At 42.1% G+C, this 13,467-nt stretch carries 9 protein-coding genes; 4 read left to right on the top strand and 5 right to left on the bottom strand.

Annotated elements, in window-relative coordinates; all coding sequences use genetic code 11:
- Positions 1–11: 11 nt before the first annotated feature.
- Positions 12–176 (bottom strand): hypothetical protein, encoded by a 165-nt coding sequence (locus tag ACTUJY_RS10040; protein ID WP_463615954.1) that lies wholly within the window; start codon positions 174–176, stop codon positions 12–14.
- Between the two features lie 22 nt (positions 177–198).
- Positions 199–3,258, bottom strand: a complete 3,060-nt coding sequence (locus ACTUJY_RS10035) for an ATP-binding protein (protein WP_463615953.1) — start codon at positions 3,256–3,258, stop codon at positions 199–201.
- Between the two features lie 446 nt (positions 3,259–3,704).
- Here ACTUJY_RS10035 and ACTUJY_RS10030 point away from each other — a divergent pair, with 446 nt between their 5' ends.
- On the top strand, positions 3,705–5,363 hold the full coding sequence (locus ACTUJY_RS10030; protein ID WP_463615952.1) for a S8 family peptidase: 1,659 nt from the start codon (positions 3,705–3,707) through the stop codon (positions 5,361–5,363).
- Positions 5,364–5,421: 58 nt separating this feature from the next.
- Positions 5,422–8,586, top strand: a complete 3,165-nt coding sequence (locus ACTUJY_RS10025; protein WP_463615951.1) for a ligand-binding sensor domain-containing protein — start codon at positions 5,422–5,424, stop codon at positions 8,584–8,586.
- Between the two features lie 8 nt (positions 8,587–8,594).
- Here ACTUJY_RS10025 and ACTUJY_RS10020 read toward each other — a convergent pair whose 3' ends face one another.
- Both ACTUJY_RS10020 and rsuA read right to left on the bottom strand, forming a co-directional pair.
- Positions 8,595–9,317, bottom strand: coding sequence for a pseudouridine synthase (locus tag ACTUJY_RS10020; protein ID WP_463615950.1), 723 nt, complete (start codon positions 9,315–9,317; stop codon positions 8,595–8,597).
- A gap of 3 nt (positions 9,318–9,320) precedes the next feature.
- On the bottom strand, positions 9,321–10,031 hold the full coding sequence (gene rsuA, locus ACTUJY_RS10015; RefSeq protein WP_463615949.1) for a 16S rRNA pseudouridine(516) synthase RsuA: 711 nt from the start codon (positions 10,029–10,031) through the stop codon (positions 9,321–9,323).
- Between the two features lie 69 nt (positions 10,032–10,100).
- On the opposite strand from rsuA, the gene tcdA reads away from it, so the two are divergent.
- Positions 10,101–10,895: a tRNA cyclic N6-threonylcarbamoyladenosine(37) synthase TcdA gene (tcdA, locus tag ACTUJY_RS10010; RefSeq protein ID WP_463615948.1), complete on the top strand. Its 795-nt coding sequence runs from the start codon at positions 10,101–10,103 to the stop codon at positions 10,893–10,895.
- 8 nt (positions 10,896–10,903) lie between these two features.
- Here tcdA and ACTUJY_RS10005 read toward each other — a convergent pair whose 3' ends face one another.
- The gene (locus ACTUJY_RS10005; protein ID WP_463615947.1) at positions 10,904–11,092 is read right to left on the bottom strand and encodes a DUF6316 family protein; all 189 of its coding nucleotides are present in this window, start codon (positions 11,090–11,092) and stop codon (positions 10,904–10,906) included.
- Between the two features lie 155 nt (positions 11,093–11,247).
- Between ACTUJY_RS10005 and recG the strand changes: the two genes are divergently transcribed.
- Positions 11,248–13,326 carry an ATP-dependent DNA helicase RecG gene (gene recG, locus ACTUJY_RS10000; RefSeq protein WP_463615946.1) on the top strand — a complete coding sequence of 693 codons (2,079 nt, stop codon included), beginning with the start codon at positions 11,248–11,250 and terminating at the stop codon, positions 13,324–13,326.
- Positions 13,327–13,467 lie beyond the last annotated feature (141 nt).

The following is a 13,467-nucleotide window of genomic DNA, read 5'->3' as shown; positions in this document are numbered from 1 at the left end:
TATTTCGTAGTTCAGATGAGTTGTGTTACGTCGAAGTCTTCCTTGGCAGTGTCTTGGCACTGTGGTTGTCCCTGTTGTTGCTGTGCTTCTTTGGCAGCAGCTTGAGCTTCATCTTTCAATAAATGTACGGGCTTGAGATAGTCGAAATACGACAATTCCTGGTTGGTATGCGACATGGGCTTGGTATTATTACCAATTTTAAGGATTTTGCGCTTCTTTTTGAAACTCGCGAGGTGGTACGCCGACGTACTCTTTAAAGCACCGGCCAAAATGGCTTTGCGACGAAAATCCGCAAGCTTGAGCGACTAGTCCAACCTGTTCCTGGCTTGTGAGCAGGACTTTTGCTTTTTCCAGTCGAAATTGTCTTAAAGCCTCCAATGGGCTAATGCCAAGCAAGGCTTTTACTTTTCGCTGAAGTTGGCGCTCACTCATGGCTAATTCGCTGGATAGAAAGCTCATGGATAAGTCAGCTTCCGCGTAGTGAGCTTCAAACTTACTGTTCAGCTTTTGTATGAACTTGTCTTCCACAGGCCCTGGCTGAGCGTTCTGAAACGGTTGTTTATGCCATTGTTGCGTGAGTTTTTGTTGCAGTTTAACGCGTGATTGAATTTGATTTTGTAGTCGAAGTAACAGTTCCCGCGCATCAAAAGGCTTGGTGAGGTAGTCGTCGGCTTCGGCTTCCAATCCTTCGATTTTACTGTCGACATCGCTACGTGCAGTTAACATGATGACGGGTATGTGGGAGGTTAATTCATTACGACGTAGAATTTTTAATGTCTCAAATCCATTTAATCCGGGCATCATAACATCGGAGATGATGATGTCGGGTATGTAATCGAGCGCTAAGCGAATACCTTCTTCACCATTGCTAGCGGTAAGTATTTGGTGGTGCGGTGATAATATCTGATTTAAGTGAGCTTGCATGTCGGCATTATCTTCAATGACCAAGACCATATATTTCGATTTAACCCCAAGCTTTTGTTTTTGAGTTTCGTGGGTGTCAACCAGTTCGGCCTCGACATTTCGAGTTAATGCATCGGTAGGTTGGTAGTCTACTGGGGGGATAAATTGTTCTTGAGGTGCCAGTTCTGAAGCTCGCATATTAATGACAAATTGAGAGCCTTTACCGGGTTGGGATTCCAGACTGATGGTCCAACCCATGGCTTCACACAGTTCCTTGACCAAGGCGAGACCGATACCAACACCGTGAATGGCTTTTCGTTCAGTGTTACTGGCTCGATAGAATCGTTGAAATACTTTCTCTTGTTCTGTTTCTGAAATACCGACACCGGTATCGCTTACGATTAATTGATAATTGGTACTTTGTCGCTCTATTTGAATCGATATGTGGCCTTCTTCCGGTGTGTACTTAAAGGCATTTGATAGCAAGTTAAATACTATTTTTTCCAAAGCCTGAGCATTACCCATCACCCAAATTGAGTTCAGTTTTGGAAATTGAAAGTGAATGCTTTTTTGTTTGGCAATTTCTTCGAAAGATTGGATTACGAAATTAATGACCGGTGTTGCATCGATAGAAGAAAGCAGTACAGAGCGGTTTGCCGAACGCGATAATTCTAACAGTTGCTCGACCATTCGAACCATGCGTAAACCGTTGGTTTTTGCTGTATTGAGCTGTGCCTTTTCTTGCTCGGAACGGCTTGTGTGTAACAAATTATCGAGTACACCATTAATGATGGTTAAAGGCGTTCGAAATTCGTGCGAAATATTAGCGGTAAATTGATCTTTGATTCGATGCAGTTCTTCGGTTGCGCGTTTTTGTTCTCGAATATCGGCGAGTGAGATCACGAGTGGTGCATTGGTATCCATCCGGCCTTGTGAAATCGTTGCATGTACGTGAACCTTTTGGTCGTCACTGTTTTTCATAACCGCTTCGAGTTCCAGACCGGATTCTCTTCGCTTTAATTTCTGTTGGTAGCTTTGATATTGAAAAAATAATGCCAGTTCATCGCCGGGTTCTACGAGTTGTGTAAAGGGTTTGCCTACCAGTTCTTCCGGAGAATAACCCAACATACGTTGCGTTGCGGGATTGGCAGAATGAATGACTCCATTATGCCCTACCGTGAAAATGGCATTGCTGGTGGTTTCCAAAATCGACTTGTAGGAATCCATTTGGTTTTTCAGCTGACGGGCTTGTTGTTGTAAATGTTGTTGCAGAGAGTCCTGGGTAAACCGAGCTTCTTTCAGTGTATGCCGCATGCGACGGGTTTGTTGGTTCAGAGTATTAAACTGTAATACAGCGAGAGCAAAAGTAATGAAAAGCCACCCGAATAAAAGTACATTTTGTGCGGAATAATCAGCTTGCTCTACTAATGGGAAGCGAGAGTTTATTAGGTAAAGTAGAATAATTACCGCGAGAAAAAAAATGGGGCTGTTAAATAAGTGCGTTCGCGTAAAGCCATGCTTTAAGTCGACATTTTCGGCGGAGCTGTGGGGTTGTTGAAGACCTGCAAAGGTTAATGCGTACGGGGTATACCACAACCAGTCAGTCCAGTTTCCACTTTCTCTTTCAATCACATTCATAAGGCTTAGCGCTTCGACAGTATCGGCAATTAACCAGTTTAATGACGCTAAGCCAAACAAGAAGTATCCTTTCCAGTGAACCAATCGACAGGTGTAAGCAAGCAACCACCATCGGATCAAAAGATACGTATCCATCAAAATGTAAAACAAAAAATTTGAAGGCCAAGTGTTCGACTCGGGAACGCCGTAAGACGAAGGCAGTATGACTAAATAAGCGAATGCACCAAGCGTAAATGAAAGGGTTGAAATCCAAATCAATAAGCTGTGTTGCGTGAGAACTTGGGTGGCGCGTCGATAAGCTTTAATTTCGATGGCTGCAATCATCAAAGCATAAAAAAGAAAATAGCTGACGCCGGTTAAAAGGTTGTGAGTTGAATGAGGAAACTTCTGCCAGCCAAAATTAAACACCAGAGTTAAAATAAACCAAGAAAGAAAGCTGGCTCCCATTAAAAACCAGAATAAGGCAGAGACACCACTATTTTCTCTTCGTAAACGGAAAACAACCATGACTATCAATAATGATAGAAATAAGGCATCTGCTATGTGGGTTGAAAAAAACTGGCGAACTTCCGTATCGAATGTTGGTAATAGGTAAAGAAACGCCACAATCGCTAGTATCAGCCAAGCGAGCGATTGAATCAGGTGACCTTTACTGCCTCTCAAAGGGTGCCCTCCGCGTGAGTCTTTAAATATGTGGCTGTTGGGATAGTCAATCATGGTAATAAACCTGCTAAAAGATCAAGTGCTAACACTTGTCTTGACCGAGTTGGGGGGAGTCCAAGATTGTTGAGTCGTTGTGAGAGTGTCCGAGTTTTGTGCTAATAAACCCAAACTTTGATAAGAACTAATACAGAAATCAGACAATTGCCCCAAACTTATTGATAACACTGAGGATGTACAGAGAATAGTTGGATTGCGACGAGAATTGGCCTGAAAACGACAAAACGGTGGGTTGTGCGCGATCTTCTGGCAAAAATATGTTATTAAATAATCGAATTATGACAATAATATTAAAAAAATAATCAAAGAGTCGAATCAGTAGTGGAATATATATCCTTTAATGAGATATATTGATGGTTGAAAAATAACCTAATACGGCTCGGGCCAGCCAAATCATCACAATAAATCGACTGTAACGACAACCAAGCGGGGTAAATAAAGAAATGAAATCACTCATATCTTTAGTCCTTTCACTGTGTGCCATTCTTGTTGTTGCTGGTTCAAGTAATATGAGCCAACAAGTGGCAGAGCGCTTGTCATCCAGCGAAAACTATATCATTCAAGGTGAAAAAGCGAATGTACAGGTCGCAGCATTTGGCGCTGAAATCACTCACAACCTTTCGATAATTAATGCGGTTGCTGCAAAGTTAACGCATTTTCAAGCGCAACAATTAGCGGCTTCAGGACTGAGGCTCTTCCCGGATTATGAAGTAAAAAACGATGGTTTGGCCTGGGGGCAGCGACTTGATTTTACCCCCGCTTCAGCCACACAAATGACACGTGCACATGAGCTTCATCAACAAGGCATTTTGGGCGATGGTGTCACTATTGTTGTGCTGGATACCGGTGTGAAGTCGATGAGCGGCATTCGTCACGATGCCTATGGTCGTCATCGCGTATACGGTACCTATAATGCAATGACCAACAAAACGTCAATGAATGATGATGAAGAGAGTGGTCATGGTACGCATGTGGCGAGTGTGGCGATTAATAGTGAGTTTGATACGCGAGGCCGATATTATGGTATTGCTCCGAATGCGCGGTTAATTAGCGTTAAGGCTTTTGATAAAAATGGTGAAGGTAAGTACGCGGATGTCATCCGCGGCATTCAATGGGCGATCTATTTTAAAGATACTTATAACATACGGGTTTTGAATTTATCTTTTAGTGCCGAACCCAAATCCTATTATTGGGACGATCCGGTCAACCAAGCATTAATGAAAGCATGGCGTGCCGGTATAACGGTTGTTACGTCTGCGGGTAATATTGGAGAATCTGCAAGCATCGGAATCCCAGGAAATGTACCTTATTTTATAACGGTTGGAGCAGTGACCGATAATTACACACCGGATGACTTTTCTGATGATCGTTTGGCAAAGTTTTCTGCGAGCGGACCCACTTTTGAACGCTTTGTTAAGCCCGATATCGTAGCTCCGGGTGGGCATTTGATGGGCCTTATGGAAAGTAAAATGCAGTTAGCGTTGCAACACCCTGAATTTTATGATGGTGGCAAATATTTTACTATGTCGGGTACATCGCAGTCTGCAGCGGTAGTCAGTGGAATTGTTGCATTATTAATAAGTGCTGAGCCGAGCCTTAAACCTGATGATGTTAAATGTAGGTTAATCAGTAGTGCTCGTCCCGCTCGCAATATTGACGGATTGTGGGCATACACGCCTTTTCAACAAGGTGCAGGTCAAGTGGATGCTAAAACTGCGTATGACAGTTCTTTGTTGGGATGCGCAAATCAAGGAATGGATATTAATAAGGATATCAGTGGAACAGAACATTATGCAGGCGTAACAAAAATGAACGAGCAGCATCACTTTTATTTTAGAGATAATAGTGAAGACGTATGGAATCGAAGTACAAATTATGAGTCAGGATACACTTGGAGTGATGCTGGTATTTGGAATGATGCAGGCATTTGGAATGACGCTGGAATTTGGAATGACAATGTACTCTGGGGTGATGCCAGTATTTGGAATGATGCAGGACTTTGGAATGACTCCGGTATTTGGAATGACGCCAGCATTTGGAATGACCATACCGTTAAAAGTGACTCCATAATTAATACTAATATATGGGTTGAGCAAGATTAAGTTACGCATAGTAAAATAGAAGAAAAGAAAAAACGGTATCTACCTTATTGAGACTCGTATGGTTCCAAAGCTAACTTTACTATGTATTCATTTAATTATCATATCGAAACTTTTTGCTGACGACTTTTCTAATACACGCTTTAAACACATCACCACTCAACATGGGCTTTCACAAAATACAGTACAGTCCATTTATCAAGATGATCATGGATTCATATGGATTGGTACACAAGAGGGTTTGAATCGATATGATGGTAAAAAAATATATATTTACCGCCATGATCCAAGTAATGAAAGAACTTTGTCTCATGATGTTGTTCGGGCAATAACCAAGGGAGTGGATGGAAACGTTTGGGTTGCAACAAGTGGAGGACTCAGTAAGTATAATCCAAAATATGACGATTTCGAAAGAGTCGTTATTAAGGTTAATCAAACGGAAGTGGTGCGATTTAATACGCTTTTTTTGGACGCTAACAATGTATTATGGGCAGGTACGGAAAGGCATGGTGCTATAAAAATTAAGGAAAATAAATTAAACACTTTTGATATAAACGTTTTTGAAAATAAAAGCCTCAGTGCAACGGATGTTAGAGCCATTTATGAAGACTCCCGAGGAAGGATGTGGTTTGGAACTGATAGGAAAGGCTTGTTTTTGTATTCCTCATCAGCGACAGAACAGTTTCTACCCAGTAGTCGCTCCACCGGAAGTATTACGAGTGAGCGGATTCGATGCATTTATGAAGATCGAAAGGGACGAATTTGGATCGGAACTCGAGGTGGAGGGTTAAACCGATTTAATGAGCTAAAGAAAACATTTGAAACTTTTAAAAGTGACAATGGGAGAAGCGATACTTTAGCTCATAATAGAGTTTACTCTATATTAGAGGATTCTTCCGATAATTTATGGATTACTACCGATGGAGGCATAAGTCGATTTAGCTCGGAAACAGAAGTTTTCTCAAATATTGTTCATAAATCTTCACAAGTTTCTTCGCTGTCCAATAATCGAGTGTTAACGGCATTAGAAGACTCAAGTGGACTGGTATGGTTTGGAACATTGTCGGGTATCAATATTTGGAGCCCATTAGAATCAAAGTTTATTCATTACCGGAATGTGCCTGAAGATTCCTTTAGTTTATCTAATAATGCTATTTATTCGATAGAAGAAGATGGAAAAGGTGATGTGTATTTTGGTACGTTTGGAGGCGGGCTTAACGTGTTAAGGAAAACGAGTGGAATGGTTGAGCCAATTGACATAAAAAAAGTCAGTGCAAGACGAATTACTTCAATACTTTCAACTTCAAATAAAACGCTTTGGATAGGAACAGTATCTGAAGGTGTACTTGTTTATGATGAGGCTCTAAATTTAAAGAAAAATTACAAGCAGAGTAGCGATATTAATGGTCTATCCGCCAACGGTGTTACTAAGATTTTTGAGGATTCGGATGGAGAGGTGTGGGTCGCTACGTATCGGTCGGGGTTGAATCGATATAATGAGTCCAATGATACATTCACCAAATATAATTTTGCTAGCAACAAAAGTGGTATGTTAAGTGAGAACGTATTTAATGTGATTGAAGACGATGAGGGCTATATATGGTTTGGAACGGATGGTGGCGGGCTTTCTAAGTTAGATAAAAACTCAGGTGAAATTGTTACTTATAAGAAAGAAGAAAAGGGCGATAGTTCCTTATCAGGAAATATTATATTTTCATTGTTTATGGATACGAAAGGAAACTTTTGGATTGGAACACAAGGGAATGGGTTGAATTTTTGGGGGGTGAACGATAGAAGAAAGGGAAAAGAGTATTTCGAAACGTACTCTGTTGAAAATGGTTTGAATAGCAGTACTATTAATGGAGTACTTGAAGATGATAATGGTGACATTTGGGTTAGTACAACAAAGGGTGTCAATAGAATAAATTTAAACAATAATGAAATTGAACAATATAATCTTGCAGTAGATATTCACTCGAACGAACTTAATCAAGGTGCTCTTCTTAAAGCAAGTAACGGCATTTTTTATTTTGGTGGACTCAATGGTGTGAGTGCATTTAAGCCCGAGTTGTTGAGTAAAAATACCGCTGTTCCGAACGTAATACTTACCAGTGTTTTAAGTGAAAATAAGTTACTGGTCACCGACGAAGATGTACATCAGCTTCAGTCAATAACGCTTTCACATAAAGATTATCTGGTTGCGTTTGAGTTTGCGGCATTAGATTACGCTAACCCACAAAGAAATCAATACAGGTACAAACTGGAAGGTTTTGATCAAGATTGGATTGAACTGGGCAATATCAATCGAGCCACGTTCACTAACCTTCCATCTGGGCAATACCTACTCAAAGTAAAGGGCAGTAATAACGATGGCGTGTGGAGCGATGAGTCTATTAATTTGAGCGTCATTGTTAAGCCTGCTCCTTGGGCGAGTTGGTGGGCTTGGACGATTTACGCTACTTTGTTTTGTATGATCTTGATCTATTTGGTTCGTTTTCAGGCTCGGCGTTTGGCGGAGCATGAAATGTTTCAAAGCAAAGTTGATAATAAAGTAAATGAAAAAACCGAACTCTATATTCGAAATAATCAGTTGCTAAGCGAACAAGTTAAGCACATTGAAAGTATGTCGGGTATAGATATAAAAACCAGTTTGCCCAATCAATCCTTTTTTATTGAACAAGCATCAATCTGTATTCAATGGATAAATTACTTTACGTCCGAAGAGCAACCAAAGCTTGTGCTGAGTTTAATTAAGCTAACTTGCGAAAAAGAAGAAGGAAAAGTTGATTACAGCGAATATATTGCAAAAATAGCCAATTCAATTAAGTTAGAGCTTTCAAACATCGAGCTCGTAGCGCGTTGGAATGATGATCAACTGGCGATATTAAGTTTCGAAAAGAACGATGTTGTTAAACAACATTTCGCAAAGCAATTAAATGTAAAAATGCAAAGTGTTGTGAAGTCTATTGAAAAAGGTGAACGTATTACTTTTTCGATTGGCTACGGCATTTATCCATACGCATTGATTGAGCCAGATCTGGAAGTTGAGTCTTTATTTATGTTAATTGAGTTTGCCATGTACAGTGCGGCAAAACATGCTGGTAATCATTACATTGGTATTCAGGGTGTTAATCAAACTTTGACCAACAAGTTGGTTCAGGAAACTCTGAATTGCCATGATATACTCGACTTAACGGATGAATTTCTGCTTGAAACTGATCTTTAAAACTCGGTTTATTCCAATTTATAAACGTTCAATTTAAATAGTACTGGATCAAAGCCTTCGCGCTTCGTTGCTTCAATGATGACGTCTTGATTGGTCAAAGGGTGTTCAAACGTTAAGCTTTCGGCGTGCAGCATAAGTCGATGACAGTTTAAATGGTCGCGAAAATATTGATTGTGCGTGGTTTTGCCATACGATGTGTCACCGATAATGGGATGGGCGATGTGCTTCATATGACGACGGATCTGATGGCGTCGACCCGTTTTTGGTTGCACTTTGATTAAAGAGTAACGACTGCTGGGGTGTTTATCGATACACACTGGCAATTCGTATTGCTGAATCAACTGATATTCGGTAATGGCATCACGAGTAGGAAGCGCGTCTTTATCTTGCGATTTAAATACAGCTTTTTCTTTAATAGGATGATCAATGGTTCCTTCATCCTTAGTAAACCCGCGCACTAAAGCGAGATAGGTTTTGGTCACACGGTTATGTTCGAAATCGCTGCTTAATTGTTTTTGGATGTCGGCATTAAGGGCAAAGAGAATAACGCCTGATGTCGGTTTATCTAATCGGTGGATTGGATACACTTTTTGTCCAAGCTGATCGCGTAACTCTTGAATTAAAAATCGTGTTTCGTGCTTGTCGATTTCGCTGCGATGAACCAGTAATCCTGAAGGTTTATTTACCGCTACCAACAATTCATCTTGATAAAGTATTGTGTGCTTAAACATGAATTAATTCTTAACGATCGACTGAACTTCCTGCACGGTCAGTGCGCGATATTCGCCGGGCATTAAATCACTATCCAACTCAATGCCACCGATGCGCTCGCGGTGCAAGCTTTCCACGTGATTGTCGAGTGCGGCAAACATTCGCTTCACTTGATGATATCGGCCTTCGATAATGGTCAAACGATAATTATACTCGTCGACGACTTCTACCTTTGCCGGCTTGGTTCGCGTTTTTTCGTTGTTCAGCCAAACGCCTTGCTCTAATTTACTGATCGCTTTTTCGGTAAGCGGTTTTATGGTTTCTACTAAATAGACTTTTTCACAATGGTGTTTGGGTGAGATCACCTGATGTAACCATTGCCCATCATCGGTTAGAAGCACCAGTCCGGTCGTGTCGATATCCAGTCGGCCTGCAACGCTTAAATTATCCTTGCGTGGCTCATCGATAAATTCCAACACTGTAAGGTGTTCGTGATCTTTGGTGGCGCTAACAAACCCTTCCGGCTTATTTAGCATAAAATATCGTAGGCCGATGGCTCCGATTTTTTCTCCCTGACAATAAACTTCATCCAGCTCAGTGACTTTAACATCTGTAGACTTAACGATTTCGCCGTTAACCGTGATTTCTTCTTTATGGGCAAGACGTTTAACTTCCTTGCGAGATAAGTCGGAGGATTGGCTTATTAGTTTATCGAGTCGGATAGGGAATTTCATAATGAGTCGGATTACTGAACTGCGTATAATTGACGATAGTGTAACTGAAATTGTGTGTTTATTTGAGCAATGAATGATTTCGACTTTCGTTTTGGTGGTTTAAAGCGACTCTACGGCAATGAAGCCGTTGATGCCTTTACTCAATCTCATGTGTGCGTGGTTGGTATTGGAGGAGTGGGAAGCTGGGTAGCTGAGTCTTTAGCGCGCTCGGCAATTGGTGAAATGACGCTTATCGATTTGGATGATATTTGTACTTCCAATATTAATCGCCAGATCCACGCTATGGACGATACCGTAGGCAAAATGAAAGTATCGGTAATGGCAGAACGAGTCCGCCAAATTAATCCTCAGTGTAAAATACATGTCGTTGAAGACTTTATAACCCAAGACAATCTGGAAAAACACATCAATAGTCAGATGGATGTGGTGGTGGATGCCATCGACAGTGTTAAACCCAAAGTGGCTCTGATAGCTTTTTGCAAGCGAAACAAAATACCTGTGATTACTGTTGGTGGTGCGGGGGGACAAAAGGATCCCACCCAAATTAAAGTTGCCGACTTGAATCGTACACAGCAAGATCCGCTTGCTGCTAAGGTGCGCGGTGAACTGCGACGATTTTATAACTTTTCACGAAATCCGAAACGTCGGTACAGTGTTGAGTGTGTTTATTCGGAAGAGCAGTTGGTCTATCCGAAACCCGATGGAACCGTTTGTCAGTCAAAATCCTTTGCTGATGGCTCGACACGGCTAGACTGTGCCAGTGGTTTTGGCGCGGCCAGTGTGGTTACTGCGACATTTGGCATGATTGCCACATCTCGTGTGCTAGAGAAGATAATGAAGAAGTTAACGGTTGTAAACCGGTAGCTACGCAATTAATGTTGATAGATGTCGCCATTAACATGACGAATGTATAAATTCAGCTCGTTTTCCGCTTCTTTATGGGTCTTATACGGCCCTTCCTGAGTGTTCTCTCGAGTGATAAAAAACCATCCCGACTCAGTATGAAAAAATCGATCACCTCGAAACCAGGTTTTTTTGGACTCACCAGATCGTACTAACATATGCCTCACTCCCTTTGTACAAGAGCATCAATTATATTGTAGTGAATCTCAACCCGATTTTTTATGGTATTTGCTTGTAAAACAAAGGTATTCTTATAAGCAATTTTCGCTTTGTAGCCATTGTATTATTTAATCGATTTCAAAAATAGAACACTATGGATTTTAAGAGTTATGACATAGGTGAGTTGAAAGGAGTGGGGCCGGCGGTACGGGAAAAGCTGGCACGTTTGGGTATCGAAACTTGGCAAGACTTATTGTTTCATTTACCTCATCGTTATGAAGATCGAACGCGGGTGCAGCGGATAGGCCAATTGCGACCTTCCGAAATGGCACAGGTGATTGGTACCGTAGAACATTGTGAAATAACCTTTGGTAAACGCCGAGCATTGGTATGCCGTATAAGCGATGGAAGCGGCTTTTTGGATTTGCGCTTTTTCTATTTTTCGAAAGCGCAAAAGGACCGGTTGCATCGAGGTCAAAAGCTGCTGTGTTACGGTGAAGTTCATCATGGTCGTAATGGCTTTACTATGATCCATCCGGAGTTGAAGTATCTGTCAGCCAATGGAAAACCGTCATTGAATGATCGTTTAACACCAGTTTACCCGGTCACGGATGGTATAAAACAACACACGCTCCGTAGCTTGACCGAGCAGATTTTACCTAAGCTTAAAGCCGGTCAATTAAAAGAGTTGTTACCGGACTCGATAAAAACACATTTTAACCTTGGTGATTTGGCGGACGCATTGATGTTTGTGCACCGACCACCGGTGGGTGTTGATCTTGAGCAAGTGCAAAGCGGTCATCATCCGGCCAAGCAACGATTAGCGCTTGAAGAGTTGCTGGCATTTAATTTATCAATGCTCAAATTACGAAGTAAACTCATGCGCGAACATTCGGTTGCTATTTCTCCGTCTCAACACTTGGCGCAAAAACTGAAACAAAGTCTACCGTTTCAACTGACTAACGCGCAGCAGCGCGTGGTGGGGGAAATCGAAGCGGATTTGCAAGTACCTCATCCGATGTTACGGTTGGTTCAGGGAGATGTTGGATCTGGTAAAACGCTGGTCGCTGTCATGGCCGCATTACAGTCCTTAGAGCAGGGATATCAAGTGGCATTGATGGCTCCGACCGAAATTTTAGCGGAACAGCATTGGAATAATTTTTCCGGGTGGTTGGAAGCTCTGGATATCCACTGCGGTTATTTGGTGAGCAAGTTAAAGGCAAGTGAACGAAAACAAGTTTTGGCCGATGTTGCTTCTGGCAACGCACAAATGGTGATTGGTACGCACGCTTTATTTTCCGAAGGCGTCGAGTTCGCTAATTTGGCATTGGTGATTATCGATGAGCAGCATCGTTTTGGGGTTCACCAGCGCATGGCCCTGAAAAATAAAGGGAAGCAGAATGGCATTGTCCCTCATCAATTAATCATGACAGCGACCCCTATTCCCAGGACATTGGCAATGACGGCTTATGCCGATCTTGATACTTCCATAATTGATGAGCTGCCACCAGGCCGCAAACCCGTAACCACGGTGGTGATCCCCGATAATCGTAGGGACCAGGTCGTGCAGCGAGTCGAAAATGCGTGCAGCAGTCGGGGAGTTCAAGCTTACTGGGTGTGTACTCTTATTGAGGAGTCGGAAGAGGTACAGTGTCAAGCGGCGGAAGAGACTGCGCGACAATTGGCTGAGAGCTTACCGAATCTTTCTGTTGGTCTTGTTCATGGAAGAATGAAGCCGTTCGATAAACAGGAAGTTATGGATGCGTTTAAACGTGGTGAAATCGATCTGTTGGTGGCCACAACGGTGATTGAAGTAGGGGTGGATGTGCCTAACGCCAGTTTAATGGTGATTGAAAACCCAGAACGGCTTGGGTTAGCGCAATTACATCAATTACGCGGTCGTGTGGGTCGCGGCAGCGAAGAAAGCCACTGCGTGCTATTGTATCGCGCACCGCTTTCTCAAAACGGGCAGGCTCGACTGGAAACCATGCGAGCGACGAATGATGGATTTAAAATTGCTGAAAAAGATTTGGAGTTACGCGGTCCGGGCGAAGTACTGGGTACACGGCAAACCGGATTAGTACAATTTAAAATTGCGGATGTGTTGCGCGATCGGCTATTGCTTCCACAGGTAAGCCAGGCGGCGAAAAAGGTGATTGAAGAATCACCTGAAGTTGCTGATGAATTGATTCAGCGGTGGCTTGGTAGGCGAGAAGATTATGGGCAGGTATAAAAAGGCGGGATACCCCGCCTTGGTAGTGTTTAGAAATCTGTGTCATTTCAGTAAACTGTTAAAAACAGGAATGACCTATGACTCAAGAATTCGACTTTAATAAAGCATTAGAACAACTTCAATCAGGTAAGGCGCTGACCG

This window comes from Pleionea sp. WD8-19 (genome assembly GCF_055326765.1).
The sequence above is the reverse complement of the archived record's forward strand: the minus strand, read 5'-3'. Positions and strand labels throughout refer to the sequence as shown.

Bases quoted from the DNA above. Each gene is read 5' to 3' on its own strand.
- tcdA (WP_463615948.1), top strand. From the start codon at position 10,101: ATGAATGATTTCGACTTTCGTTTTGGTGGTTTAAAGCGACTCTACGGC.
- ACTUJY_RS10025 (WP_463615951.1), top strand. From the start codon at position 5,422: ATGGTTCCAAAGCTAACTTTACTATGTATTCATTTAATTATCATATCG.
- ACTUJY_RS10020 (WP_463615950.1), bottom strand. From the start codon at position 9,317: ATGTTTAAGCACACAATACTTTATCAAGATGAATTGTTGGTAGCGGTA.
- ACTUJY_RS10035 (WP_463615953.1), bottom strand. From the start codon at position 3,258: ATGATTGACTATCCCAACAGCCACATATTTAAAGACTCACGCGGAGGG.
- ACTUJY_RS10005 (WP_463615947.1), bottom strand. From the start codon at position 11,092: ATGTTAGTACGATCTGGTGAGTCCAAAAAAACCTGGTTTCGAGGTGAT.
- recG (WP_463615946.1), top strand. From the start codon at position 11,248: ATGGATTTTAAGAGTTATGACATAGGTGAGTTGAAAGGAGTGGGGCCG.
- ACTUJY_RS10030 (WP_463615952.1), top strand. From the start codon at position 3,705: ATGAAATCACTCATATCTTTAGTCCTTTCACTGTGTGCCATTCTTGTT.
- rsuA (WP_463615949.1), bottom strand. From the start codon at position 10,031: ATGAAATTCCCTATCCGACTCGATAAACTAATAAGCCAATCCTCCGAC.
- ACTUJY_RS10040 (WP_463615954.1), bottom strand. From the start codon at position 176: ATGTCGCATACCAACCAGGAATTGTCGTATTTCGACTATCTCAAGCCC.